Below are 24701 nucleotides of genomic sequence, written 5' to 3'. Positions count from 1 at the left end.
GTAGGGGCGCGGCCGGGGCCGGGAGGTGTGACGCTAGGCGCGGACCAGGAAGGTGAGGCAGTCGGCGACGTCGGTGCTGCCGCCCACCGCGATCGAGTCCGCAGTGCACATGAGGTCCGTGTTGTGCTGGCAGTCCTCGCGGTTGCAGGCGCCGACGGTGGCGGTCGGGTCCGCACCGCCCTTGTGGTCGGTCTCCGTGAAGGTGTTGCAGTGCGCGTGCGCGCCACCCACCGAGATGGCGCCGGCGTGGCAGCCGTCGTGGTTGTAGCCGCAGCTCGCGACCGAGCAGGACGAGACGATGGGCAGTCCGATCGAGACGGGCATGACTTCCTCCGGGGCTGACGAGGCGGGTGCGAAAAGCGCTGACATTCGCCAATATACGCGCGGGAATGCGGATATCAAGGGCGTTGGATATATGCGCGAATTCCGTTTCGAATTGATCTCGAATTGCATTCCGGTGGCGTGTCGATATTCCCCGGCCGCGCGCGTGCCGGGCGCGAGCCGCCCGACCCGGCCGCGGCATCGTCCCGACACCCGCCAAGGAAAGTGGGGTTGCATGGGAACAAACGAGACGCCCCCGACGTCTTTACCCATGTACCCACCACGGCGCGAAGCCGCATGGGACGCCCAGGTGAGAACGCGTGGCGTCCGACCTCCTCCCCCCCTCGGAGGTCGGGCGCCTCGCGTCTTCCTTTGGGCCCGGGTCGCTGGCGACGGGCACGATGCGCGATTCGGGTGCGTATCGCGCGCGTACGCTCTTCCAAGGAAGGGAGTCCCCATTGAGCCCCAACAAGATCGTCAAGACCGACGCCGAGTGGCGCGCCCAGCTGACCGACCTCGAGTTCGCGGTGCTGCGCGAGGCGGGCACCGAGCGGCCGTGGACCGGTGAGCTCATCGACGAGAAGCGCGACGGCGTGTTCCGTTGTCGCGCGTGCGGCGCCCAGCTGTTCGAGTCCGGCACCAAGTTCGACAGCCACTGCGGCTGGCCCAGCTTCTACGACGCCGACCCCGACTCGGTGGTGCTCCTCGAGGACCGCTCGCACGGCATGGTCCGCACCGAGGTGCGTTGCGCGAACTGCGACTCGCATCTGGGGCACGTGTTCCCGGACGCGCCGCAGACTCCGACGGGTGACCGGTACTGCATCAACTCCGTGTCGCTGACCTTCGACGAGGTGGGCGAGGACGCCTGATGGTGGAGCCGCGCTTCCGCCGTCCGGCCATGCTCGACATCGAGATGGCCGACGAGATCGAGGGCGACATCGACCCTGCCGAGCGCGGGCTGATCGCCCACGAGACTGCGCTCGCGATCGTGTCGCAGGCGCGGCAGTCCGGGGATCCGGCGCTGGTGGCCCGCCTGATCGCGCTGGTCGACGAGGAGGGCATCGACACCGTCGCCATGATGTGGGCGAAGGCCGGCGCGCACACGCTGCCCGGCGCCCTGTGGCGGATCTACATGATCCGCGAATGGGTGAAGCACGATGCCTCGGCGGTCGCGCGCTCGTACCACCAGGGCGTCCACGCGGCCCACGTGCGGCACGCGATCGCCGGCGTCGAGGACCCGCCCGGCCCCGACGAGGTCCGCACCCTCGCGGACGCGGTGCTGTCCGGCGTGTTCTCCGGGGACCTGGCGGTCGCGCTCGAGCGCGCGGGCGCGTTCTGCCGCGTGGTCGCCACCGGCGCCGCGTTCGAGGCGCAGTCCGACGAGGGCCACGCCGACCGCCGCGCCCACCGCACCACCCTGCGCGCGTCGCAGCTGCTGCGCACGGGCGAGGACCTTGAGCGGTGCGCGGCGATGTGGCGCGAGGGCCGCCTGGACTGAGCCGCGCCGCTCCCGCGCCGGGCGCTCATGGTGCACCCCCGCGACCGCTCTCCACACGGATGCTGCAACTGGCGCCGCTCCTCTCGGGCGATGCGACGGGACTTGCAGGGCGCGAGCGTTCACATGCCGGTTGGCGTGTGGAACCTGGTCGCGCGCTCGCCGACGGGCAGCGCCGCGAGAGATGTTCGCGATCCGCGAGAAGGGTCCACAGTCGCATTGCCAGGGCGCCCGTCCGGCGTATGGTGGGGGTGACGTCGGACCGCGGTAGCCCCGGGCTCCAAATCCAGCCGCTCCGAGCGGCCTTCGCGCCGACTGGCGCTCCCGGTCCGACGTCGTTCTCATGTCCGCCGCCGGTGTCGCCGTGGCCCCGCGCGAGTTCGCTGCGCACGGTCTGGCCGGCGACACGCCGCGCCCAGCCGGCTGCGAACGTGCCCGGACCGGGGTGTCGGATCTGGAACCGTGCCCAGCGAACTTCCGGTGGCGCTACACGTGCACGCGCAGGAGGTGGGTCTCCACCGCGACCACCACCGGCCCGGACTCCCAGTCCGCGACGTGCGCGACCAGCATGCCGCCCGCGGGCAGGTACGGGTTCGATCGCGGGAGCGCGCCGCGCGTGTAGGGCCGCACGGCCGCGCGCAGCATCTCGACGATGGTCGGCAGCGTCGGGCGGTGCACGCACACCGCCCGCGGCGACTTCTTGCGCAGCAGCGTGGTGAACGTCTTGGCCGTCGCGAGCGGCTTCGCGGCGTGGCCGGGCTCGGTCAGCGGGTCGTGGGTGCGGACCTCGGCACCGATCGCGGCGGCGTACGGCGCCACGGTGTCGAGGCAGCGCACCGCCGGCGAGGACTCGACCTTGGTCACCCCGAAGCACGCGATCAGCGGCACCAGCTCCTGCGCGCGCTCGCGCCCGTTGGAGGTGAGCGGCCTCTTCAGGTCGGAGCGGCGCCACGCGGCCCGCCGCCGGGCGCGCGCGTGGCGCACCACCATGAACGGCCTCGTGTCGAGCCTGTCCGCCGCGTACGCGTCGACCAGCGCGTCGAGCGGCCGGAGGTCGTCGGGGAAGGTGATCATCTTGTGCGCCTCGGCGACGGACAGCCACCGCAGCCGGTCGATCTCGTTCTTCGAGGCGGGCTTGAACGTGGGCCGTGCCTTGAGCGCGGGAGAGCCGGAGGACAGCACCTCGGCGGCCCAGTACTTCACCACCTTCTGCTTCTCCCCGATGGGGTAGCGGATGGTGGGCAGCGGCTGGCCCAGCACCACCTGCTTGCCGGTCTCCTCCGCGACCTCCCGCACCGCGCACTCGGGCAGGGACTCGCCCGGATCCAGCTTGCCCTTGGGCCACGACCAGTCGTTGTACCGCGGGCGATGCACGGCGAGCACCTGCAGCTCGCCCTCGCGGACGCGCCACACGAGCGCACCGGCGGCGACGACGGTGCCCTCCGGGTGGTGGCTCACTTGCCCTTGGCCCTCCGCTTGGGCTGGCGGCGGATGTACGTCTCCTGGAGGTCGCGTAGGCGCGCGCCCTCGCCGTCCGTGACGCCGTGGCTCCACGTGCCGTCCTCGTGCAGCTCCCAGCCGGCCACGCGGTCGCTCATCGCCATGTCGATGTTCTCGACCAGCAGCGCCGCCTGCGCGGGATCCGTCACCGTGATGAGCGCCTCGATGCGGCGGTCCAGGTTGCGGTGCATGAGGTCCGCGGAGCCGATGAACACCTCGGGGTCGCCGTCGTTCGCGAACGCGTAGATGCGCGAGTGCTCGAGGAACCGGCCCAGGATGGACCGCACCCGGATGGTCTCCGAGAACCCGGGCACGCCGGGCCGCAGCGCGCAGATGCCGCGCACGTTGACGTCGACCTTCACGCCGGCACGTGACGCCTCGTAGAGCGCGTCGATGGTCTTCTCGTCGACGATCGAGTTGACCTTGATCTTGACCCACGCCTCCTTGCCTGCGGCGGCGTTGCGGGCCTCGTTGCGGATCCGCTCGACCAGGCCCGCGCGCACCCCGACGGGCGCGACCAGCAGGCGGCGGAACTTCGACTTGGGCGCGTAGCCGGAGAGCTGGTTGAACAGCTTGGTGAGGTCGGCGCCCACGTCGGGGTTCTTGGTGAGCAGGCCGTAGTCCTCGTACAGGCGCGCGGTCTTCGGGTGGTAGTTGCCCGTGCCGATGTGGCTGTAGCGCTGCAGGCCGTCGTCCTCCTGGCGCACCACGAGCGACAGCTTGCAGTGCGTCTTGAGGCCCACGAGGCCGTACACCACGTGCACGCCCGCCTGCTCGAGCTTGCGCGCCCAGGAGATGTTGCGCTTCTCGTCGAAGCGCGCCTTGATCTCCACCAGCGCGAGCACCTGCTTGCCCGCGTGCGCCGCCTCGATGAGGGAGTCCACGATGGGCGAGTCGCCCGAGGTCCGGTACAGCGTCTGCTTGATCGCGAGCACCTTGGGGTCCGCCGCGGCCTGCGCGAGGAACGCCTGCACGGACGTCGAGAACGAGTCGTACGGGTGGTGCAGCAGCACGTCGCCGCGCGTGATCGCCTCGAACACGTTCTGCTCGTCCGCGGTCTCCACCGGGGCGAGCTTGTGGTGCGTCGTGGGGCGGAACGGGGCGTACTGCAGCGACGGCCGGTCCAGATCCGCGATCACGTTGAGGCCCGTGAGGTCGAGCGGCGCGGGCAGGTGGAACACGTCGTTGTCGGTGATGCCCAGCTCGCGCACCAGCAGCTCGCGGATCTTGGGCGGCAGGTCGTCGGCGACCTCGAGCCGCACCGCGGGTCCGAATCGCCGGCGCAGCAGCTCCTTCTCCATCGCCTTGAGGAGGTTCTCGGCGTCGTCCTCCTCGACCTCGACGTCCTCGTTGCGCGTGACGCGGAAGGTGTAGTGGTCCACCACCTCCATGCCGGGGAACAGGTAGTCGAGGTGCGCGCCGATCACGTCCTCGAGGGGCACGAAGGACCGCGGCTCGTCGGAGAGGGACGATGCGTCGGTCACCTGACCCACATGGCCCGCCGCGTCGACCGACAGGAAGCGGGGCAGCGTCTCGGGCACCTTGACGCGGGCGAAGTAGTCCTTGCCGGTGTCGGGGTCGCGGATCTCGATCGCAAGGTTGAGCGACAGGCCCGAGATGTACGGGAACGGGTGGGCCGGGTCGACCGCGAGGGGTGTGAGCACAGGGAAGATGTCGGAGCGGAACAGCTTGCGCAGGCGCTCCTGCTCGGGGTCCTCGAGGTCGGAGTAGCGCACCAGCTGGATGCCCTCGATGGCGAGCGCCGGACGCACCTGGTCCTCGAAGGTCTCCGCGTGGCGGTCCATGAGCTCGTGCGCGCGCTCGATGATCGCCTCGATCTGGCGGGACGCGCTCATGCCGGTGGCGGCGGGCACCGCGAAGCCCGCGGCGATGCGGCGCTTGAGGCCGGCGACGCGCACCATGAAGAACTCGTCGAGGTTCGACGCGAAGATCGCGAGGAAGCGGGCGCGCTCGAGCAGCGGCGTGTGCGGGTCCTCGGCGAGCTCGAGGACGCGCTCGTTGAACGCGAGCCAGGACAGCTCGCGGTCCAGGAAGCGATCGTCGGGCAGCGGCGAGGGCGCCTCGTCCTCCTCGAACTCGACGGTCGGGACGGGGTACGTCTCCTCCGAATCCGCAGGTGCGGGCGCGGAAGCAGGGGCGGGCGCGTCGTTGATGTCGAGGCTCTCGGGCATGGGGCCATGCTTCCACGCGCGCGGGGCGCTCGCTACCCCCGCGGATCCTGCCCACCCCTTGCGTAGTTCAATGAATTCAGGCAATACTGAAATTGTGCCGATGGACGATGCGCAGCACCAGTACGTGGACAGGGTCGCCACGTTCTTCACCATGTTCGGATCGGCGCGCGCGTGGGCGGAGATCCTCGGCTGGCTGATGATCTGCGAGCCGGCCGAGCGTACCCAGGCCGAGATCGCCGAGGACCTGGGGCTCAGCGCCGGCACGGTCTCGACGCAGCTGCGGGCGCACGTGCAGCTGGGCATGGTCGAGCAGGTGCGCGTACGCGGCGACCGCACGCAGCGCTACCGCTTACGGTCGGGCGCGTGGTTCGAGGTGATGTCCTCCGAGCTGGGCCGCATCCACGCGATGGGCGAGATCGCCCGGGCCGCCGGGCCGGTGCTCCCGCAGGTCCGCCCCGAGCGCGTCACCGAGCTCGCCGATCTCGCCGACTTCTTCGCACGCGAGTGGCCGCCGCTGCTCGAGCGCATGCAAGCGAACCTCACGAAGGGACAGTCATGACCGCCACCCCCGCCATCGAGACCGTCGCGCTCACCAAGCGATTCGGCGACCTCCCGGCAGTCCAGGACGTCTCGCTCACCATCGAGCGGGGCGAGATCTTCGGCTTCCTCGGCCCCAACGGTGCCGGCAAGTCCACCACCATCCGGTGCCTGCTCGACCTGATCCGCCCGAGCGGGGGCGAGTGCCGCATCGTCGGGCTGGACTCGCGCCGCGACGCCGTCGAGATCCGCCGCCACCTGGGCTTCCTGCCGTCGGACCTCGCGCTGTACCCCAACCTCACGGGCCGCGAGACCCTGCAGTTCCTCGCGAACCTGCGCGGCGGCGTCGACTGGGCCTGGGTGGACACCCTGGCCGGCCGCTTCGACGCGGATCTGTCCAAGAAGGTCGGGGAGCTGTCGAGCGGCAACCGCCAGAAGGTGGGGCTGATCCAGGCGTTCATGAACCGCCCGGAGGTGGTGATCCTCGACGAGCCCATCACCGGCCTCGACCCGCTGGTCCAGCTCGAGTTCCACACGCTCATGCGCGAGCACGTCGCGGACGGCAACACGGTGTTCCTCTCGAGCCACACGCTGTCCGAGGTCGAGCGCGTCGCGGACCGTGTGGGGTTCATCCGCCGCGGCCACCTCATCGCCGTCGAGCGGATGAGCGAGCTCATGGACAAGGCGCTGCGCCGCGTCACGCTCGAGTTCGCCGCGCCGGTCCCGGCGGACGCGTTCGAGGGCGTCGAGGGCGTCCACGGCGTCTCCGCGGAAGGCGCCCGCGTGACCGCGCAGTACGAGGGCTCGATGGGTCCGCTGCTGCGCGTCGCCACCGCCCACGACGTCCTCTCGCTCGAGTCCTCGTCCGTCGACCTCGACGAGATCTTCCTCGAGTTCTACCGCGACGAGGTCGCGGAGGCGGAGGTCGTGTGATGCTGCGCACCCTGTACCTCAAGACCATCCGCGACCGCGCGGTCGGAGCGCTCATCGGCGTCTCCTCGCTGTGGTGCGTCGCGGTGTTCGGGATGTGGGCCTACGCGGGCCTCGGCTCCGACGCCGTGTCCTTCTTCGACGAGATGCCCGCCTTCTACACGGACCTCGTGGGCATCACGGGAGACGCCGGCACCGCGGGCCTCATGCTCAGCATGATGTTCAACTTCATCGGGCCGTTCGTGGTCGCGGGCATCGCGATCTCGATGGGCGCGGCCGCGCTCGCGGGCGAGGAGGGTGACGGCACCATGAACGTCCTCACCACCGCGCCGCGCTCGCGCTCGCGCCTGCTCGCCTCCAAGGGGCTGGCCGCCCTCACCATCGCGGTCGCCGTCAACCTCGCCGCGTGGGCCGGCTACGCGCTGTCGATCGTCGCGTTCGGCGAGTCGACCGACGCGGTGAACATCGGCGCCGCCACCGTCCACGTCACCGCGGTCGCCATCCTCTACGGCGCCGTCGCGTTCGCGATCGGCGCCGCGACCGGCCACCAGCGGGTCGCGTCGGGCGCCGCGACGGGCTTCCTCGTGGTGTCCTTCTTCGCCGCCGGGCTGCTGCCCATGATCGAGGGCTGGGAGGACTGGGCCAAGATCTTCCCCTGGTACTACGTCAAGGGCGCCGCGCCGCTGGCGAACGGCACGGACTGGGCGCAGGTGGGTGTGCTCATCGCGATCTCGGCGGTGCTGGTGCTGATCGGCTGGGCGCTCTACCTGCGCCGCGACCTGCTCGCGGGGGAGCGGTCGATCGCGCTGGTCACCCGCCTCACCGAGGCCGAGCGCGTCGCGAAGGTGCTCGAGCTGCTGCGCGGCACGTCCAGCACCCGCGGGATCGTGGGGAAGGCGCTGAGCGAGAGCCGCGCGATCCTCACCATCGCCGGCGGCGGCATCTTCGCCATGACGGTCGTCATGGGCCCGCTGTTCACGCTGATGACCGACTTCATCGGCGAGTTCGCCGGCGCGTTCCCCGACAAGGTGATGGCGATGGTGGGCTTCGCCGACTACTCGCGGCCCGAGGGCTGGTATCACGGCGAGATGCTGTCGATCACGGTCCCCATCGCGGTCGCCGTGGCCGCGATCTCCGCGGGCGGCGCGCTCGCGGGGGAGGAGCGCCGGCGCACCATCGCGGTGCTGCTGGGCTCGCCGCTGTCGCGCGCGCAGGTGGCGTGGCGGCGCGCCGTCGCGACGCTCACGGTCGCCCTCGTGATCGCGGTCGCGGTGACCGCGGGCATCTCGCTCGGCAACTGGATCGCCGGGCTCGGGATGAGCTACGCGCACATCGCCGCGACGGGCGTGCTGGTGTGGGGGCTCGGCGCCGTGCTCGGCGCCGCCGCGTTCCTGGGCGCAGGCCTCACCGGCGTGCCGCGCATCGCGACGGGCGCGGGCACCGGCGTGGCGATCGTCGGGTGGGCGCTCACCGCGTTCGCCGCGGTGAACGATGCGCTGGTCCCCCTCGCGCACGTCTCGCCCTTCTACTACTACACGTGGGAGTTCCCCCTGGACAACGGGCTGTACTGGTACCAGCCCGTGGTGCTGTTCGGCGCGGCGGCGGTGCTGTTCGCGGCCGGCGTCGCGGGCTACGTGAGGCGCGACCTCAAGGGGTGAGCGTGCGTCGACTGCCCACGCGTCGACTTCCCATGACACTGGTCACGCGGATGTTGTCGCGTGAAGGATGTGAGTGCCTCACGAGTCGATCCCCGTCACTCCAGCCACAAGCGTCATGGGGAATCTCCGGGTAACCCGGCTCGGGTCACACCTCGCGCGTGTAGTAGCGCGAGAAGGGGTCGAGCGTGTACGTCCCGAAGGGCCCGCACTCCGCGAAACCCTCCCGCTCGTACAGGCGATGCGCGGCGGAGAAGTAGTCGCCCGTCCCCGTCTCGAGGCTCACGCGGGTGACGCCGTTCGCGCGCGCCACCTCGAGCAGCGCGCGCACCACTCCTGCGGCGACCCCGCGTCCGCGCGCGGGCCTGGCGGTGCGCATCGACTTGAGCTCCGCGTGCCCCTCGCCCAGACCGGCCAGCGCCCCGACGCCCAGCAGGACCCCCGCATCGTCCCTCGCGGCGACGAACGTGACGTGCGGCGCCCGGAGGCGCTCGACGTCGAGCGCGTGCACCGAGCATGCGGGGGACGTGGCGTGCATGTCCGCCAGGTGCTCGGTCAGCAGCTCGACCACGTCGGGGGTGGCCGGGTCGGTCGGGGAGATCCTCACCGCGCCATCGTGCCATCCCGGCATCCGGGCCGGGCGTGCCTAGGGTGGTCGGATGACTCAGCGGATGCGTGCGCGGGACGTCGCCTCGGCCGTGTGGCCGGGGCTGATCCTGGTGGTGCTCGGCGTGGCGGGATTCGCGGCGCTGCTCGACTGGGTGGTCGAGCAGGAGGACCTCTTCCTGGTCGACCAGCCCCTGCTCGAGTGGCTCGCGGCGAACCGCACGGACGCGCTCACCACGTTCTTCACGGTCGTGACGAACCTCTTCGGTCCGTTCCTGCTGCCCCTGGTGGTGGCCGTGATCGCGCTGCTGTGGTGGCGCATCTCGGGACGCTGGTGGGAGCCCGCGGTGCTCGTGGGGGCGATGGTGCTGTCGACGGGCCTGTCCGTGGTGCTCAAGGCGACCGTGGGACGCACGCGCCCCGGCCAGGAGTTCATGTCCATCCCGGGCGGCGAGACGTCCGGCTCGTTCCCGTCGGGGCACACCATCGGCGCCGCGACGCTGGTGCTGGTGGTCGGCTACCTGCTGTGGCACGAGGACGCGGAGGCCTCGTGGGCGCTCGCCGGCTGGACGGTGCTGTCGATCGGCGTGATCGGGCTGGTGGGCGCGAGCCGCATGTACCTGGGGTACCACTTCCTCACCGACGTCCTGGCGGGCGTGTGCGTCGCGGTCGTGGTGCTGGGGCTCGTGGTCGCGGTCGAGCGCTGGCACGACCTCTGGATCGAGCGCCGCGACCCGCCCGAGCGGCCGCGCCCGCTGTCCGAGGAGGACGATGCCGCGGTCGGCTGGGGCGAGGGTCTCACGGGCCTCGACGGTGCGGACGGCGAGGAGCGGGCCTGACAGGCCCCGGAGACGAAGGTGCCCCGGGGGGTCGGCTGCGCTGGGGGGCACCGCGGCCGTCCCACCCCGGGGACGTCTTCGGCGATCAGGGCGGTAGTCCGGCCCGTCGCCGTTGATCAGCATAGGGCCCCCTGGGGTATGCGTCCATCCATTTCGACGCGGTTTTTCGGCGTGTTGGCGCCCTTTCCTGCCAATTGGGAGCGGGGCACTCACTTCGCAGGGATGACGTCGTTTGGGAGCGCTCCCAATCGGGGCGAATCGGACGCGACCGGCGCGAGACGGGGGTCGCCGTCTCACGATGCGGAACGGCGTGTCCGCGACCGTAACGATTCGGTCACGCCAGACGGGACGGAGGCCGCTAAATGTTGCAGGGCTGTAAATAAACGCGGCACTCCCCGTTCCGATGCGGCACTAGGTGCTAGGAATTCTTCCCACGGCCGCCGCGAGCACTCGCCGGCCGCTGGACCTCAGGAAGGAAGTACCAATGCCGTACCCGTCCAACCTCCGCCGCGCGGCCTTCATGGCCGGCATCGCAGCGTCCGCGCTGACCCTCGCGGCCTGCTCCGGCGGTGACTCCGAGTCCGAGTCGAGCGCGTCCGCGGGCGACGTCGAGACCGCCGAGTCGATCATCGTCGGCACCACCGACAAGATCACCACCATCGACCCCGCCGGCTCGTACGACAACGGCTCGTTCGCGGTGATGAACCAGGTCTACCCGTTCCTGCTCAACACCCCGTACGGCAGCCCCGACGTCGAGCCCGACATCGCGGAGTCCGCCGAGTTCACCGGCCCCACCGAGTACACGGTGGTCCTCAAGCCGGGCCTCACGTTCGCGAACGGCCACGACCTCACGTCCTCCGACGTGAAGTTCACGTTCGACCGCATGCTGTCGATCTTCGAGTCCGGCGCGGACGACGGCAACGGCCCCGGCTCGCTGCTCTACAACCTCGACTCGGTCGAGGCGATCGACGACGTCACCGTGGTGTTCCACCTCAAGTCCGAGAACGACCAGGTGTTCCCGCAGATCCTGTCCTCGCCCGCGGGCCCGATCGTCGACGAGGAGGTCTTCGCCGCCGACGCGCTGACCCCCGACGCCGACATCGTCGCGGGCAACGCGTTCGCCGGTCAGTACGTCATCACCGACTACGACCAGAACAACCTGCTGAGCTACGAGGCGAACGCCGACTACCAGGGCCTCCTGGGCGCCGCGATCACGCCGATCGTCGACGTGAAGTACTACGCCGAGGAGTCGAACCTCAAGCTCGACATCCAGCAGGGCAACATCGACGTCGCATTCCGCTCGCTGTCCGCCACGGACATCGCGGACCTGCGCGAGGACGAGAACGTCAGCGTCATCGACGGCCCCGGCGGCGAGATCCGCTACATCGTGTTCAACTTCGACACGATGCCCTACGGCGCCACCACCGCGGACGCGGACGAGGCGAAGTCGCTGGCCGTGCGCCAGGCCGTCGCCGACATCGTCGACCGCCAGGAGATCGCCGACCAGGTCTACCAGGGCACCTACACCCCGCTGTTCTCCTACGTCCCGGCGGGCCTGACCGGTGCCACCGAGTCCCTCAAGGAGCTCTACGGCGACGGCGCGGGCGCGCCCGACCTCGACAAGGCCGCGGCCACGCTCGAGGAGGCAGGCGTGGAGACCCCCGTCGCGCTCAGCCTGCAGTACAACCCGGACCACTACGGCTCGGGCTCGGCGGACGAGTACGCGCTGGTCAAGGACCAGCTCGAGGCGAGCGGCCTGTTCACCGTCGACCTGCAGTCGACCGAGTGGGTCCAGTACTCGAAGGACCGCACCTCCGACGTGTACCCGGCCTACCAGCTCGGCTGGTTCCCGGACTACTCGGACGCGGACAACTACCTCACGCCGTTCTTCCTCACGGAGAACTTCCTGGGCAACCACTACTCGAACCCCACCGTGGACGAGCTGATCCTCGCCCAGGCCACCACCGCCGACCCGGCGGAGCGGGCCGGGATCATCGAGGAGATCCAGGACACCGTGGCCGCGGACCTCTCGACCCTGCCGCTGCTGCAGGGCGCGCAGGTCGCGGTGACCGGCACCACGGTCACCGGCGCCGAGGACACCCTCGACGCCTCGTTCAAGTTCCGCTACGCGGCCCTCGCCAAGGGCTGAACCTCTCGGGCGTGGGGAGGGCCGGACGGCCCTCCCCACGCCCCTGGGCGTTTTCTCGGGCCGCTCGCGGCCAGTCTGGACCTCGCATGACCACCACCTCGGACGCTCCCGCGGCCCGGGCCGGCGCGCCTCGCGCCTGGGCGAAGAAGCCCGGAGGGTCGCTCGGACGCTACCTCGCGGTCCGCGCCCTCCTCATCATCCCCACCGTCTTCATCCTCGTCACCACGGTCTTCGTGCTGATGCGGCTCACCGGTGACCCGATCACCGCCGCGCAGGGCGGCCGGCTCCCGGCCGACCAGCTCGCCGAGAGGATCCACGAGGCCGGCTACGACCGCCCCATCCTCGTGCAGTACCTCGACTACCTCGGCGGCGTGTTCACGGGCGACTTCGGCACCACGCTGTCCGACCGGCGCGAGGTCACCGAGGTGATCGCCACGTTCGGCGCCGCGACCCTCGAGCTCGCGTTCTACGCGCTCATCGTCGCGTTCCTCGTGGGCATCCCGCTCGGCCGCCTCGCCGCGTTCCACCGCGACCGCTGGCCCGACGCGATCTTCCGCGTGGGCGGCATCCTCGCCTACGCGACACCCGTGTTCTTCGCGGGCCTGCTGCTCAAGCTGGTCTTCTCCGTCTGGCTCGACGTGCTGCCCGTCGCCGGACGCGCGGACACCCGCACCGAGCTCACCCTCTCCCGCGGGGACGGCGCGACCGGCATCTACCTCATCGACGCCATCAGGACCGGCGACCCCGCGGTGCTCGGCAACGTGCTCCAGCACGCGATCCTGCCCGCGGTGACTCTCGGACTCCTCACGGCGGGGGTGTTCCTCCGCGTGGTGCGCACCAACGTCATCTCGACCTTCGGGGCCGGGTACGTCGACGCGGCCCGCTCGCGCGGCGTCTCCGAGCGCCGCCTGCTGCGCAAGCATGCCTACCGGCCGGCCCTCATCCCCATCGTCACGGTGGTGGGCCTGCAGATCGCGCTGCTGCTCGGCGGCGCCGTCCTCACCGAGACCACGTTCGAGTGGAAGGGCCTGGGCTTCCAGCTCTCCCAGTACCTGCAGGCCCGCGACTTCGTGGCCGTGCAGGGCATCGTCGTCGTGCTCGCCGTGATCGTCGCCGTGACCAACTTCATCGTCGACATCATCGCAGCGCTCCTCGACCCGAGGGTGAGGTACTGACCATGACCACCCCCGCCCCCGCATCGTCCCGCCGCCCGCTGTGGGCGCGCGTCCCCGTGATCTCCCACCTGCGCCAGTCCATCGGGCTGCAGCGCGGCATGCTGATCGTCGGCCTCGTGCTCACCGGGCTGTTCCTCCTCACCGCACTCCTCGCTCCCGCGCTCGCGCCGTACGGCTTCGCGCAGCTGCGCGGCCCCGACGGCGCGTTCGGCGCGACCCAGCCGCCGTCCGCCGAGCACCTGCTGGGCACCACCCAGGGCGGGTACGACGTCCTGTCCCGCCTCATCTGGGGCTCCCGCACCGCGCTCCTCGTCATCGTGGTCGCGGTGGTCGCGTCGATCCTCATCGGCGTCGCGCTGGGCCTCATCTCCGGGTACTTCGGAGGCTGGCTCGACCGCGTGCTCGTGGTGATCGCGGACGCGATCTACGCGTTCCCGTCCCTGCTGCTCGCGATCGTCCTCGCGATCGTCATCAGCGGCGGCCAGTCGAGCATGTGGGGAGGCATCCTCGCGGCGGCGCTGTCGATCACCGTGATCTTCATCCCGCAGTACCTGCGCGTCACCCGCGCCGAGGTGATCCGCATCAAGTCGGAGGCATTCGTCGAGTCCGCGCGGGTCGTGGGCGCCAGCCACGCGCGCATCATGATCCGTCACGTGCTGCGCAACTCCACGCGCACGCTGCCGCTCATCCTCACGCTCAACGCGTCGGAGGCGATCCTCACGCTCGCGGGCCTGGGCTTCCTGGGCTTCGGCATCGAGCCCACCGCCGCCGCGGAGTGGGGCTACGACCTCAACAAGGCCGTCGCCGACGTCTCGAGCGGCGTGTGGTGGACGGCCGTGTTCCCCGGCACGGCGATCGTGCTGGTGGTGCTGGGCCTCACCCTGGTGGGCGAGAGCCTCAACGACCTGTCCGACCCTCGCCTGCGCAAGCGCGCCGTGGGCGCCGAGCCGGTCGAGGACCTGCTCGACCCCGCCCACGCGACCCAGGAGGCCTCCGCATGACCGAGATCGTCGAGATCCGCGACCTCGCGGTGACCTTCGCCACCGACCACGGCCCCGTCCGCGCCGTCGACGGCGTCTCGCTCGCGGTCCAGCCGGGCGAGGTGCTCGCCGTGGTCGGCGAGTCCGGCTCCGGCAAGACCGTCACCGCCAAGTCCATCCTGGGCCTCCTGCCCGAGACGGCGACCGTCCGCGGTGCCGTGATCGTGCGCGGGAGGGACGATGCGGCGGCCGGGGGCGGCTCCTCCGCCGGGGGCGGCCCGGCTGACGGCGCCGACGTCGTGACGATGTCCGCGTCCCGGCTGCGCAAGCTCCGTGGCCGCGACGCCGCGATGGTGTTCCAGGAGCCGTCGACGTCGCTGAACCCGGTCTTCACCGTCGGATGGCAGATCGCGGAGGGCCTGCGCGCGCACGGCAAGATGTCCAAGCAGGAGGCGCGCGAGAAGGCGATCGACATCATGCGTCGCGTCGGGATCCCCGACCCCGAGACGCGTGTCGACCACTACCCGCACCAGTTCTCGGGCGGCCAGAAGCAACGCATCGTGATCGCGCAGGCCCTGGCGCTCGACCCCGGCGTGATCGTGGCCGACGAGCCCACCACGGCGCTCGACGTCACCGTGCAGGCCGAGATCCTCGACCTGCTGCGGCGCTGCCGCGACGAGTTCGGCGCCGCGATCGTCCTCATCACCCACAACATGGGCGTGGTCGCGGACCTCGCGGACCGCGTCGCCGTCATGTACCAGGGCAAGCTGGTCGAGCAGGCGCCCGTGCGCGAGCTCTTCGCGAACCCGCAGGAGCCGTACACGCAGCAGCTGCTCGCGGCCGTGCCGCGCATCGGCGAGGGGCTCGCCCGCGCCGAGGAGCGCGCGTCCCGTCGCCCCGCCGGCTGGGAGGACCAGGCGCCGGTGGTCGAGGCCCGTGACCTGCGCATCGTCTACCCGGGGCGCTTCCGCCAGCCCGACTTCGTGGCCGTCGACGGGGTGTCCTTCGCGATCCGGCCCGGCGAGGTGCTGGGCCTGGTGGGCGAGTCGGGCTCCGGCAAGACCACCATCGGGCGCGCGATGGCGGGCCTGACGCGGGTGTCGGGAGGCTCGTTCGACGTGCTCGGCGTGGAGATGGCGGGCGCGCGCGAGCGCGACATCCGCCCCATCCGGCCGCGCATCGGGTTCGTGTTCCAGGACCCGGCGACCAGCTTCAACCCGCTGCTCACCATCGCGCAGTGCGTGGCCGAGCCGCTGGTGGTCAACGGGCGCTTCGGGTCCGCGGAGGGTGCACGGGCGCGCGTGGACGAGCTGCTCGAGGCCGTCCAGCTGCCCGCCTCCTACGGCGACCGCTACCCGCACGAGCTGTCCGGCGGCCAGCGCCAGCGCGCCTCGCTCGCGCGGGCGCTCGCGCTCGACCCGGAGCTGCTCATCGCGGACGAGCCGACCTCGGCGCTCGACGTGTCCGTGCAGGCACGCGTGCTCGACCTGTTCGACGAGCTCCACCGCGAGCTGGGATTCGCGGCGCTGTTCATCAGCCACGACCTCGCCGTGGTGGACATGCTCGCGGATCGGATCGCGGTGCTGCACCGCGGGCGGCTGGTGGAGGAGGGGACGGGGGCCTCGGTGCTCGGGGCGCCCTCGGATCCGTACACGCAGCGCCTGCTCGCATCCCTGCCCGTGCCCGACCCGGTGGAGCAGGCGGCGCGCCGCGCCGAGTGGGAGGCGCTGCGGGGCTGAGAGGCGGTCGGCGCCGCGCTACGACACGGTGATCGTCAGGACCATCCCGAGCGCGCGGTGGTTGCCCACCGAGCAGTACAGCGTGTAGTCCCCGGGCTCGAGGTCGACCGTGAAGCGGTCGGTCTCGTCGGGCCCGATCACCGACGTCGCGCCGCCCGGGTCTCCGTCGAGCACCAGGTCGTGGGACATCTCGCCCTCGTTGGTGAGCTCGAAGGTGATCGAGCCCGCATCGATCTCCGTCTCCGAGGCGGTGAAGGCGTACTCCACCGCGCTCACCTCGACCACGGTCGCGTCCGCCGGCTGGGGCGAGGTGACGGACGGGGCATCGGTATCCGAGCCGCCGCACGCCGCGAGGGCGAGCAACGCCCCCACGACCACCGAGCCCCGGAGCGCCCGGCTCATCGCACCGCGCATGAGGACCTCCCCTCCCGCCACGGTACGCCGGGCGCCCCGGGGATGCAGGGGCGGGCGGGAGGCGCGCCCTCAGTCCGCGCGCCCGGCCTCCAGCCCGCCGCGGATCGCGTCCATGACGGTCGGGTCCGCGAGCGTGGTGACGTCGCCCGTCGCCCGGTTCTCGGCCACGTCCCGCAGCAGGCGGCGCATGATCTTGCCCGACCGCGTCTTGGGCACCTCCGACACCACCAGGATGGTGCGCGGCTTGGCGAGCGCGCCGATCTGCCGGCGCACATGCTCGCGCAATGCCGCCGCGACCTCGGACCCCTCGGACGGGACGCCGTGAGCATCGGACCGGACGATGACGAACGCCACCACCGCCTGCCCCGTGACCTCGTCCGACGCGCCCACCACGGCCGCCTCCGCGACCCACGGGTGCGACACCAGCGAGTGCTCGATCTCGGTGGTGGTGAGGCGGTGCCCCGACACGTTCATGACGTCGTCGACGCGGCCCAGCAGCCACAGGTCGCCGTCGACGTCCTTCTTGGCTCCGTCGCCCGCGAAGTACAGCCCGTCGAAGTGGTTCCAGTACGTGGACACGTACCGGTGGCGGTTGCCCCAGATGCCGCGCAGCATCGACGGCCACGGCTCCGTGATGACCAGGTACCCGCCCTCACCGTTCGCGACGGGGCGTCCGGCATCGTCCACCACGTCGATCGACACCCCGGGCATCGGCGTCATCGCCGACCCGGGCTTGGTGGCGGTCACGCCCGGCAGCGGCGAGATCATGATCGACCCCGTCTCGGTCTGCCACCACGTGTCCACGATCGGGCAGCGGTCCCCGCCGATCACCCGGCGGTACCACATCCACGCCTCCGGGTTGATGGGCTCGCCCACCGAGCCCAGCAGCCGCAGCGAGCTGAGGTCGTACTGCTGCGGGATCGCCTTGCCCCACTTCATGAACGTGCGGATCGCGGTCGGTGCCGTGTACAGGATGGTGACCTTGTACTCCTCGACGATCTCCCACCAGCGGCCCTCGTGCGGGGTGTTCGGGGTGCCCTCGTAGAGCACCTGCGTCGCGCCGTTGATCATGGGACCGTAGACGATGTACGAGTGCCCCGTGATCCACCCCACGTCCGCGGTGCACCAGTACACGTCGGTCTCCGGCTTGAGGTCGAACACCAGCCGGTGCGACTGCGCGGCGCCCGTGAGGTAGCCGCCCGTGGAGTGCCACAGGCCCTTGGGGGTGCCGGTGGTGCCCGACGTGTAGAGGATGAACAGCGGGTGCTCGGCCTCGACCCACACGGGCTCGTGCTCGGCGGGCTGCGGATCGACCACGTCGTGCCACCAGAGGTCCCGACCCTCGGTCCACGCGGTGTCCTGGCCGGTGCGCCTCACCACGAGGACGTGCTCCACCGAGGCCGCCGGACCCTGCTCGGGGTGCCCGGCCAGGGCATCGTCCACCAGCGGTTTGAGCGCGAGGTGCGAGCCGCGGCGGTTGCCGCCGTCGGCCGTGATGACCAGCTTCGCCTCCGCGTCGTCGATGCGCTGGCGCAGGCTGTCCGCGCTGAAGCCGCCGAACACCACCGAATGGATCGCGCCCACGCGTGCGCACGCGAGCATCGCGACCACGGCCTCGGGGATCTGCGGCAGGTAGATCGCGACGCGGTCGCCCTTGCCGACGCCCAGGCTGGCGAGGCCGTTGGCGGCCTTCTGCACGCGCTCGTGGATGTCGGCGTACGTGAGGGTCTGGGTGTCACCGGGCTCGCCGACGAAGTGGAAGGCGACCCGGTCACCGCGGCCCTCGCGGATGTGCCGGTCGACGGCGTTGTCGCACGCGTTGAGCGTGCCGTCGTGGAACCAGCGCGCGACGGGCGCGTCGGACCAGTCGAGGATCTCGGTGAACGGGGTCTTCCAGGCGAGGCGCTGCGCGGCCTCGCGCCAGTACTCGAGCCGGTCGACGCCGGCCTTCTTGTACTCGTATGCGGTCGCGTTGGCATGCGCGGCGAAGCTCGCGAGGGGCCGGAAGGACCGGGTCTCGGTGTGCAGGTTCTCGAGGGTATGGGCGACGTTGTCCATGCGCGCCACCCTAGGACCAAGGTCCCGGGGCTGTGAAGGCTTTGTTAGAGGGCCTGGTATTCGATGGGTCGCCCGTGTCGCGGGGGACGATGCGCGGGTTTCCCCGCGCGCTTCGGTCCGGTCCGTGCGAGCCTGGGGCGATGAGTGCTGAAGGCTTCGACTACCGGACCCGCACCAACGGCGAGGTCCACATCTTCCACCACGGGAAGCTCGCCAAGATGCTCAAGGACGAGCCCGCGCAGAGCTTCCTGTCGTCCGTCAAGGACGGCGACGCGCAGGCGGTGATGGCCGCAGCTGTCGGCAACGACGGCCAGGGCGGGGGGCTGCATGGTGCCGCGCAGGGGCCGGGTGCGCACCTGCGCGGCAACGGCTCCGCGCACGCGCCTCAGCAGTTCCGCCGCAAGTCCGGCTGACGCCCTGACCGCGTCAGCCGACCGTTCTCCACACGGATTCTGCAACTGCAACCCCGGTGGTCGGGAGATGCGACGCGAGTTGCACCGCGAGAGCGCTCCCAGCCCCGCCCACGTGTGGAGTCGGGCCTGGCGCCGCGCGCGCCGCTAGTCGACCGTGAACTCCGCCGCCAGCGAGAACGCCACGGCGGGCGGCACGTCGGCGATGTACTCGACGGGCACGTCGCGCTCGAGCACCTCGGCGAGCACGTCCTCGGGGACGTCGCAGCTGCGCTGCAGCAGGTTGCCGTCCGCATCCACCTGGTCCGTGCAGTTGTCCTGCACGCGAGGGTCGTCGTACAGCGACGTGTAGCCCGCGTTGTACTGGAGGCCCGACAGTCCCGTGATGCCCTCCTCGGCGAGCACGCGCGCGATCGCGGCCGGCTCCCCGAGGATGATCGGCGACCACTGGTAGACGCGGTAGGTGCCCGCGGGCAGCGACTCGTGGGCGGCGTAGAACTCGGCGGCCTCGGCCTGCTTCGCGGCGATCTCGTCCTCGGTGGCGGTCGACCAGTCGAAGCCCTGCCAGATCGCGTTGAGGTCCGCGGACACGTCGCACAGCAGCGCCGCCGTGACCGACAGGTTGTTCTGCGTCAGCGTGGTCTCGCCGGGCGTCGCGACAAAGTACTCCGGGACGAACTCGCCTCCCCAGTCCGGGGTGACCACCACATCGTCCCTGGTCACGATGATGTTGCCCTCGGATGCGAGGAAGCCCAGGCCCGCGGTCTCGGTGGTGTAGCCGGGGATGACGGTGACGGTGTCGACGCCGTCGACCTCCTGCAGGGAGGCGTCCACCACGGGCAGCACGCCGTTCGCGTCGGCGCCGTCGGGCGTCCACGTCTCGCCGCACGCGGGCGGGTCGAACAGTTGGTTGCCGGACGCGACCACCTCGGACAGGCGGAAGGTGAGCGGCACGGTCTCGCCGCTGGTCGGCTGCGAGGTGATGGGGCTCGGGAGCGGGCCGCCCGCGACCTGCGACGCCTTCCACGCCTTGACACCGAACCATCCGGCGGCGGCGGAGCCCACCGCGATGACCAGCGCGGCGAGGGCGAGAAGGATCTTGCGCAAGTGACGTCCTCGAGAAGGGTGTGCTCAGCCCACCGGCGACGCGAGGGGGCTGTGGCGAGGATACGTCATCGATGGGACGATTCGGACTCGCCTCGCCCGGCCGTGCAGGCCCGATCCGGCCCCGTGTGACGTACTGCACACAGGGCGGGTTTCAGGACGATGCCGGGGTCGCCGAGGCGGTCGGGGTGGGGCTGTCCGCGGGGTCGCCGTCGCCGCCGCGGGAGTTGTCCCACAGGTAGCCGGCGCCGAAGCCGAGCGCGAGCCCGAGCACGCCCACGAGCGCCGCCGCCAGAGCCTTGTTCATCGATGCGATCCCCCTGCCGCGGCGCGACCTTCGCGCCCGGGCGAGAACACACTAACGCAGTTATCAGGGCCGGAATTCGGGTCAGATGTCCTGGTCCCGGCCCGATCTGCCGCGCGCGGCGAGCGCCACGAGCCACACCGTCGCGACGGCGGCGAGCGCGACCGTGGCGACGATCGCGGGGCGTGTCCCGGCGGGCGAGCGAAGCCCGACCGGCTTGCGGAACACCAGCACCCCCCAGCCGTGGCGGCGGGCGGCGCGGCGCATCGCACGGTCCGGATTGACCGCGAAGCCGTGGCCCACCTCGTCGAGCATGGGGGCGTCCGTGATCGAGTCGGAGTACGCGTAGCTGGTGGGGAGGTCGTAGCCGCGCTGGTCCGCGAGCTCCCTGATCGCGTCCGCCTTGGCCGGGCCGTACGCGTAGAACGAGATCTCCCCGGTGAAGCGGCCCTCCTCGACCTCCATGCGCGAGGCGACCACGGCGTCCGCGCCCAGCAGCCGGGCGATCGGCTCGACCACCTGGTGCGCGGACGCGCTCACGATCACGACGTCACGGCCGTTGGCCTGGTGCCGCCGGATCAGGTCGAGCGCCTCCTGGTAGACGATCGGGTCGATGTGCTCGTGAAGCGTCTCCCCGACGATCTCGTCGACCTGAGCCACGTCCCAGCCCGTGATGAGCTCGCTGAGCGCGTCGCGCAGCCGCGACGTCTGGCGCTCGTCCGCTCCGCCGACCTCGAACAGGAACTGCGCGAACGCGGTACGCAGCGCCTTGCTGCGGGTGATGAGGCCGCCCTCGTAGAACGAGCGCGAGAACGCCATGGACGAGGACCTCGCGATGATGGTCTTGTCCAGGTCGAAGAATGCCGCGCTCTGCCGCGGACCCGCTGCCGCCATGACGTCAGCGTAGCCGCACGCCCCGACAGCCCGGCTCGGCCCTGACCCGGTTCCCGCCCGGCCCCGCGCGGGCCGATGTCCCCGTGCCCGCGCCACCGCCGCATCGTCCCCAGGAACGACGTCGGGCCTGGCACGCCCGCGCCGCGGGAGCGACGCTCGTGGGGTGACCGACCTCCCCGCGGGACCCCTCGCGCCGCTGCTCGCGCTGCCCGGCGTCACGGACGTCATGGTGCACGCGCCCGGCGTCGCCTGGGTGGACCGGGGGCAGGGGATCGAGCGCCGGCCCGTCGACCTCGCGACCGCGGAGGACGTGCGCACGCTGGCGGTCGCGCTCGCGGCCTCCGCCGGCCGGCGGTTGGACGATGCCGCGCCCACCGTGGACGCCCGCCTCGCCGACGGCACGCGCCTCCACGCGGTGCTGCCGCCCATCGCGGACGGGTGCGCCGCGATCTCGCTCAGGCGCATCCGTGCGACGCCGTTCGCGCTGGACGACCTGGTCGCGGGCGGGATGCTGTCGCAGGAGGTGGCGGGACTGCTCGCCTCGCTCGTGCGGGCCCGGGTGCCGCTGCTGGTCTCCGGCGGCACCGGCGCGGGCAAGACCACGCTGCTCGCGTCGCTGCTCACCGCCGCGGACCCCGGGGAGCGGATCGTGCTGGTCGAGGAGGCGGGGGAGCTCGCGCTCGGGCACCCGCACGTGGTGCGGCTGGTCGAGCGCCGGCCCAACGTCGAGGGCGCGGGAGCGGTGCCGCTCGAGCGGCTGGTGCGGGAGGCGCTGCGGATGCGGCCGGACCGGATAGTCCTGGGGGAGTGCCGCGGGGCGGAGCTGCGGGAGGTGCTCGCCGCGGCCAACACGGGACATCGCGGCGCGCTCACGACCGTGCATGCCAACTCCGCGCGAGACGTGCCCGCGCGACTCGAGGCGCTCGCGGTCCTCGCGGGGCTCTCGCCCGCGCAGCTGGCCGCCCAGGCGGCGGCGGCCTTCGCGGTGGTGGTGCACGTCGAACGCGGCGCGACGGGCAGGCGGGTGCGGGAGGTCGCGCGGCTGCGCGCGGACGGGGACGGCCTCACGACGGTGACCGCGGTCGAGCGCGACGTCGCGGGGGAACGCTTCGGGACCGCGTGGCCGGGGCTGCGCGCGCTCGCGGCGGGGGTGGCGGCGTGAGCGAGGGGTGGGACCAGTCGCTGCCGCGCGTGGTGGGGCTGCTGCGCGCGGGGCTGCCGTCCGCAGACGCGTGGGCGCGCGCCGGTGTCGAGGTCCCCGCGAGCCCGGACGGGACGCTGGAGCGCGCCGTCGCCGCGGCGGACGCGCTGGCCGTCCGCACGGGTGCGCCGCTCGCGTCGATGCTGCTCGCGATCGCGGAGGCCGGCGCCGACGCGCGCGAGGCGGACGCCCTCCGCCGTGCCGCGCTGGCGGGCCCGCGCCTGAGCGCGCGCGTGCTGATGTGGCTGCCGGTGGCGGGGCTCGCCCTCGGCGCGCTGGTCGACGCCCGCACGCTCCGGGTGCTCGCGCTCACGCCGCTCGGGTGGGTGCTGCTCGGGATCGGGGGTGCGCTCACGTGGGCGGGGCGGGCGTGGACCGCACGGATCGTCGCGCGGGCGGGTGCCGCGGGTGGGGAGGCCGATGCCGTGGTCGCCGGGGCGGCGCTGGTGGCGGCCGCGCTCGAGGCCGGGGCGTCGGTGCCGGGCGCGGTGAGGGCGGTGGGGGAGGCGCTGGGGGAGCCGGGTCTCGCGTCGCTCGCCGACGGGATGGAGGGGGCCGACCCGCCCTGGGACGGCGTGGCGCGGGCGGTGCTGCCGGCCGTGAGGGCCGGGGCGAGCCCGGTCGCCTCCCTCGAGGCGGTGTCCCGGGCCGCCGCGCGGCGCGCCCGCACGGAGGCCGCGGTGGCGGCGGGGGAGCTGGGGGTGCGCGTCGCCCTGCCGCTCGCGCTGTGCCTGCTGCCGGCGTTCCTGGCGGTGGGCCTCGCGCCGCTGCTCGTCGCGGTGGTGGGCGGGAGCGTGCTGGCGGGAGGGGGTGGCTAGCGGGCGGTGGTCCCGCCGGCGTCGGGGGCCGCGGCATGCGCCTCGCCGGCGTGCGCGGGCGCCTCGTGGACCAGCATGTGCGGAGCGCGCGTGAGCACCAGCCACATGGGGAGGACGGCGATGCACAGGACCGGCAGCACCGTGATCGAGCCGGAGATGAGCACGCCGCCGAACAGGGCGAGCCAGCCGTCGCGGCCCACGGCGAACACCACGCCGACCACGCCGGCGGCGACCGCGAGGGTGAGCGGCACGGCCGGCACCAGCGCGTGGGAGAAGACCCCGAGCGCCACGCCCGTGAACATCGCGGGGAAGATGCGTCCGCCGCGGAAGCCCGCGGCGCCCGAGACCACGATCGCGAACAGCTTCACCACCACGATGAGCGCCAGCCCCGCGATCGAGTAGTCCTGCCACGTCGCGAGGATCTCCGCCGTCTGGTCTGCGCCCTTGCCGGTGGTGATCTGGCCGCCGATGAGCACCAGGACGGCGAGCAGCACGCCGCCCGCGGTGACGTACAGCATCGGGTGGCCCAGCCGCCGGAACATGCGGTGCGCGGGCGCGAAGAGCGCCGCGGCGCCGGCGCCGAGCGCGGCGCCGATCACGCCGATGATCGACGCCGAGAGGAGGTCGATCCACTGCACGGAGTAGTCGGGCAGCCCCATGTCCCACGACGCGCCGCCGAGCAGGTGATACACCGCGGCACCCGTGCCGGCGGCGACGAGCGGCGCGAACAGCTTGTCCCACAGCTGGCCGGGCGCGGACCCGCCGAGCACGCTGGTGAGCACCAGCGCCGCCGCCACGGGGGTGCCGAGCATGGCGCCCAGCATCGCCGCGGTGGAGATCATCATGATGAGCGGCACCGGGACCTGGGGGAGAAACTTCCGGTAGGCGATCACCGTCAGGCCCGTCGCGATCATGATGATGGGCCCCTCGGGGCCAAGGCTGACGCCGCCCGCGAGGCCCAGGATCAGCGCGACCGCCACACCAGGGAGCGTGCGCCACGGCAGCGGCGGCGACACGAGCTCGACGGTGGCCGTGTCGTGGCCGCCGTGCCCGGGCGCCTTCCACAGGGTGAGCCCCACCAGCGCGCCGGTGAGGATGAGGATGAGCGCCGCCCACCAGCGCGCCTCGCCGTCGACGCCCAAGGCGTCCGGCAGGACCTCCCACCACACCTGGTGCAGCTGGTGCGCGACCGCGTCGACGCCGAACAGCACCAGCGCGGACCCGACTCCGACGATCGCCGCAGGGATCGCGGACTTCGCGAGCAACGCGGGGCTCGGGCTCTGCGCGACGTCGTTCATGGTCCCCCTCGAGGCGTGTGCCAGGGCGTCTGATGCCCTCCGGCCACTCTAGGCCGCGGCGCCCCTCCCGCGATGTCCACGG

Annotated in this window: 23 protein-coding genes; 13 read left to right on the top strand and 10 right to left on the bottom strand. The window is 72.0% G+C overall.

The genetic code is table 11. The features are described 5' to 3' along the window. Positions 1-33: 33 nt before the first annotated feature. Positions 34-324, bottom strand: coding sequence for a DUF1540 domain-containing protein (locus AOM01_RS10500; RefSeq protein WP_062292979.1), 291 nt, complete (start codon positions 322-324; stop codon positions 34-36). Between the two features lie 455 nt (positions 325-779). Between AOM01_RS10500 and msrB the strand changes: the two genes are divergently transcribed. Beyond that, positions 780-1190 (top strand): peptide-methionine (R)-S-oxide reductase MsrB, encoded by a 411-nt coding sequence (gene msrB / locus AOM01_RS10495; protein ID WP_062292975.1) that lies wholly within the window; start codon positions 780-782, stop codon positions 1188-1190. Continuing rightward, positions 1190-1819 carry a hypothetical protein gene (locus AOM01_RS10490; RefSeq protein ID WP_228374280.1) on the top strand — a complete coding sequence of 210 codons (630 nt, stop codon included), beginning with the start codon at positions 1190-1192 and terminating at the stop codon, positions 1817-1819. Before msrB ends, AOM01_RS10490 begins: the two co-directional genes overlap by 1 nt. Positions 1820-2302: 483 nt before the next feature. Here AOM01_RS10490 and AOM01_RS10485 read toward each other — a convergent pair whose 3' ends face one another. Together AOM01_RS10485 and AOM01_RS10480 are read right to left on the bottom strand one after the other, a co-directional pair. After that, complete coding sequence (locus AOM01_RS10485) at positions 2303-3274, bottom strand: NUDIX hydrolase (RefSeq protein WP_062292972.1); 972 nt, start codon at positions 3272-3274, stop codon at positions 2303-2305. Continuing rightward, positions 3271-5508 (bottom strand): RNA degradosome polyphosphate kinase, encoded by a 2238-nt coding sequence (locus AOM01_RS10480; RefSeq protein WP_062292969.1) that lies wholly within the window; start codon positions 5506-5508, stop codon positions 3271-3273. The genes AOM01_RS10485 and AOM01_RS10480 overlap by 4 nt, the downstream gene beginning before the upstream one ends. A 70-nt stretch (positions 5509-5578) precedes the next feature. Between AOM01_RS10480 and AOM01_RS10475 the strand changes: the two genes are divergently transcribed. Genes AOM01_RS10475 through AOM01_RS10465 form a run of 3 tightly spaced genes read left to right on the top strand, consistent with a single transcriptional unit; the run spans position 5579 to position 8633 of the window. Then, positions 5579-6067, top strand: a complete 489-nt coding sequence (locus tag AOM01_RS10475; RefSeq protein ID WP_156155945.1) for a GbsR/MarR family transcriptional regulator — start codon at positions 5579-5581, stop codon at positions 6065-6067. After that, positions 6064-6978, top strand: a complete 915-nt coding sequence (locus AOM01_RS10470; protein WP_062292964.1) for an ABC transporter ATP-binding protein — start codon at positions 6064-6066, stop codon at positions 6976-6978. The genes AOM01_RS10475 and AOM01_RS10470 overlap by 4 nt, the downstream gene beginning before the upstream one ends. Beyond that, a complete protein-coding gene (locus tag AOM01_RS10465; RefSeq protein ID WP_062292961.1) occupies positions 6978-8633 on the top strand; it encodes an ABC transporter permease subunit in 1656 nt (551 codons plus the stop codon). The genes AOM01_RS10470 and AOM01_RS10465 overlap by 1 nt, the downstream gene beginning before the upstream one ends. 145 nt (positions 8634-8778) lie before the next feature. On the opposite strand, the gene AOM01_RS10460 is transcribed toward AOM01_RS10465, so the two are convergent. After that, complete coding sequence (locus AOM01_RS10460; RefSeq protein WP_062292958.1) at positions 8779-9261, bottom strand: GNAT family N-acetyltransferase; 483 nt, start codon at positions 9259-9261, stop codon at positions 8779-8781. Positions 9262-9289: 28 nt separating this feature from the next. Here AOM01_RS10460 and AOM01_RS10455 point away from each other — a divergent pair, with 28 nt between their 5' ends. The 5 genes from AOM01_RS10455 (at position 9290) to AOM01_RS10435 (ending at position 16118) form a co-directional block, all read left to right on the top strand. After that, positions 9290-10075: a phosphatase PAP2 family protein gene (locus AOM01_RS10455; protein WP_082110180.1), complete on the top strand. Its 786-nt coding sequence runs from the start codon at positions 9290-9292 to the stop codon at positions 10073-10075. Between the two features lie 484 nt (positions 10076-10559). Then, positions 10560-12224: an ABC transporter substrate-binding protein gene (locus AOM01_RS10450; protein ID WP_062292952.1), complete on the top strand. Its 1665-nt coding sequence runs from the start codon at positions 10560-10562 to the stop codon at positions 12222-12224. 86 nt (positions 12225-12310) lie between these two features. After that, complete coding sequence (locus AOM01_RS10445) at positions 12311-13399, top strand: ABC transporter permease (protein WP_062292950.1); 1089 nt, start codon at positions 12311-12313, stop codon at positions 13397-13399. A 2-nt stretch (positions 13400-13401) separates the two neighbouring features. After that, positions 13402-14400 (top strand): ABC transporter permease, encoded by a 999-nt coding sequence (locus AOM01_RS10440; RefSeq protein ID WP_062292947.1) that lies wholly within the window; start codon positions 13402-13404, stop codon positions 14398-14400. Continuing rightward, the gene (locus tag AOM01_RS10435; protein WP_062292944.1) at positions 14397-16118 is read left to right on the top strand and encodes a dipeptide ABC transporter ATP-binding protein; all 1722 of its coding nucleotides are present in this window, start codon (positions 14397-14399) and stop codon (positions 16116-16118) included. Before AOM01_RS10440 ends, AOM01_RS10435 begins: the two co-directional genes overlap by 4 nt. Positions 16119-16136: 18 nt before the next feature. On the opposite strand, the gene AOM01_RS10430 is transcribed toward AOM01_RS10435, so the two are convergent. Next, entirely contained in the window at positions 16137-16532 is a 396-nt protein-coding gene (locus AOM01_RS10430) for a cupredoxin domain-containing protein (protein WP_062292940.1), read from the bottom strand. 69 nt (positions 16533-16601) lie between these two features. Next, positions 16602-18590: an acetate--CoA ligase gene (gene acs / locus AOM01_RS10425; protein ID WP_062292937.1), complete on the bottom strand. Its 1989-nt coding sequence runs from the start codon at positions 18588-18590 to the stop codon at positions 16602-16604. Between the two features lie 140 nt (positions 18591-18730). Between acs and AOM01_RS10420 the strand changes: the two genes are divergently transcribed. Then, positions 18731-19003, top strand: coding sequence for a hypothetical protein (locus AOM01_RS10420; protein ID WP_062292934.1), 273 nt, complete (start codon positions 18731-18733; stop codon positions 19001-19003). Positions 19004-19147: 144 nt separating this feature from the next. Here the strand turns inward: AOM01_RS10420 and AOM01_RS10415 are convergent, their stop codons facing one another. The 3 genes from AOM01_RS10415 to AOM01_RS10410 form a co-directional block, all read right to left on the bottom strand. Further along, the gene (locus tag AOM01_RS10415) at positions 19148-20107 is read right to left on the bottom strand and encodes a hypothetical protein (protein ID WP_062292931.1); all 960 of its coding nucleotides are present in this window, start codon (positions 20105-20107) and stop codon (positions 19148-19150) included. Between the two features lie 151 nt (positions 20108-20258). Continuing rightward, the gene (locus AOM01_RS14430) at positions 20259-20411 is read right to left on the bottom strand and encodes a hypothetical protein (protein ID WP_156155944.1); all 153 of its coding nucleotides are present in this window, start codon (positions 20409-20411) and stop codon (positions 20259-20261) included. An 81-nt stretch (positions 20412-20492) separates the two neighbouring features. Beyond that, entirely contained in the window at positions 20493-21302 is an 810-nt protein-coding gene (locus AOM01_RS10410) for an HAD family hydrolase (protein WP_062292928.1), read from the bottom strand. 163 nt (positions 21303-21465) lie between these two features. Here AOM01_RS10410 and AOM01_RS10405 point away from each other — a divergent pair, with 163 nt between their 5' ends. Together AOM01_RS10405 and AOM01_RS10400 are read left to right on the top strand one after the other, a co-directional pair. Further along, positions 21466-22464, top strand: a complete 999-nt coding sequence (locus AOM01_RS10405; RefSeq protein WP_062292925.1) for a TadA family conjugal transfer-associated ATPase — start codon at positions 21466-21468, stop codon at positions 22462-22464. Further along, the gene (locus AOM01_RS10400; RefSeq protein WP_156155943.1) at positions 22461-23321 is read left to right on the top strand and encodes a type II secretion system F family protein; all 861 of its coding nucleotides are present in this window, start codon (positions 22461-22463) and stop codon (positions 23319-23321) included. The genes AOM01_RS10405 and AOM01_RS10400 overlap by 4 nt, the downstream gene beginning before the upstream one ends. On the opposite strand, the gene AOM01_RS10395 is transcribed toward AOM01_RS10400, so the two are convergent. Then, positions 23318-24619 (bottom strand): ion channel protein, encoded by a 1302-nt coding sequence (locus tag AOM01_RS10395; RefSeq protein WP_082110178.1) that lies wholly within the window; start codon positions 24617-24619, stop codon positions 23318-23320. The genes AOM01_RS10400 and AOM01_RS10395 overlap by 4 nt on opposite strands. Positions 24620-24701: the final 82 nt, after the last annotated feature.

This window comes from Demequina phytophila (assembly GCF_000971135.1).
Lineage (GTDB): Bacteria > Actinomycetota > Actinomycetes > Actinomycetales > Demequinaceae > Demequina > Demequina phytophila.
This window is presented reverse-complemented; position numbering and strand designations above follow the sequence as displayed.

What these genes read in the sequence shown, in the direction of transcription:
- AOM01_RS10500 (WP_062292979.1), bottom strand. Translation starts at nt 324, where the DNA reads ATGCCCGTCTCGATCGGACTGCCCATCGTCTCGTCCTGCTCGGTCGCG.
- AOM01_RS10490 (WP_228374280.1), top strand. Translation starts at nt 1,190, where the DNA reads ATGGTGGAGCCGCGCTTCCGCCGTCCGGCCATGCTCGACATCGAGATG.
- AOM01_RS10480 (WP_062292969.1), bottom strand. Translation starts at nt 5,508, where the DNA reads ATGCCCGAGAGCCTCGACATCAACGACGCGCCCGCCCCTGCTTCCGCG.
- AOM01_RS10475 (WP_156155945.1), top strand. Translation starts at nt 5,579, where the DNA reads ATGAATTCAGGCAATACTGAAATTGTGCCGATGGACGATGCGCAGCAC.
- AOM01_RS10470 (WP_062292964.1), top strand. Translation starts at nt 6,064, where the DNA reads ATGACCGCCACCCCCGCCATCGAGACCGTCGCGCTCACCAAGCGATTC.
- AOM01_RS10465 (WP_062292961.1), top strand. Translation starts at nt 6,978, where the DNA reads ATGCTGCGCACCCTGTACCTCAAGACCATCCGCGACCGCGCGGTCGGA.
- AOM01_RS10460 (WP_062292958.1), bottom strand. Translation starts at nt 9,261, where the DNA reads ATGCCGGGATGGCACGATGGCGCGGTGAGGATCTCCCCGACCGACCCG.
- AOM01_RS10455 (WP_082110180.1), top strand. Translation starts at nt 9,290, where the DNA reads ATGACTCAGCGGATGCGTGCGCGGGACGTCGCCTCGGCCGTGTGGCCG.
- AOM01_RS10450 (WP_062292952.1), top strand. Translation starts at nt 10,560, where the DNA reads ATGCCGTACCCGTCCAACCTCCGCCGCGCGGCCTTCATGGCCGGCATC.
- AOM01_RS10445 (WP_062292950.1), top strand. Translation starts at nt 12,311, where the DNA reads ATGACCACCACCTCGGACGCTCCCGCGGCCCGGGCCGGCGCGCCTCGC.
- AOM01_RS10440 (WP_062292947.1), top strand. Translation starts at nt 13,402, where the DNA reads ATGACCACCCCCGCCCCCGCATCGTCCCGCCGCCCGCTGTGGGCGCGC.
- AOM01_RS10435 (WP_062292944.1), top strand. Translation starts at nt 14,397, where the DNA reads ATGACCGAGATCGTCGAGATCCGCGACCTCGCGGTGACCTTCGCCACC.
- AOM01_RS10430 (WP_062292940.1), bottom strand. Translation starts at nt 16,532, where the DNA reads ATGCGCGGTGCGATGAGCCGGGCGCTCCGGGGCTCGGTGGTCGTGGGG.
- acs (WP_062292937.1), bottom strand. Translation starts at nt 18,590, where the DNA reads ATGGACAACGTCGCCCATACCCTCGAGAACCTGCACACCGAGACCCGG.
- AOM01_RS10420 (WP_062292934.1), top strand. Translation starts at nt 18,731, where the DNA reads ATGAGTGCTGAAGGCTTCGACTACCGGACCCGCACCAACGGCGAGGTC.
- AOM01_RS14430 (WP_156155944.1), bottom strand. Translation starts at nt 20,411, where the DNA reads ATGAACAAGGCTCTGGCGGCGGCGCTCGTGGGCGTGCTCGGGCTCGCG.
- AOM01_RS10410 (WP_062292928.1), bottom strand. Translation starts at nt 21,302, where the DNA reads ATGGCGGCAGCGGGTCCGCGGCAGAGCGCGGCATTCTTCGACCTGGAC.
- AOM01_RS10395 (WP_082110178.1), bottom strand. Translation starts at nt 24,619, where the DNA reads ATGAACGACGTCGCGCAGAGCCCGAGCCCCGCGTTGCTCGCGAAGTCC.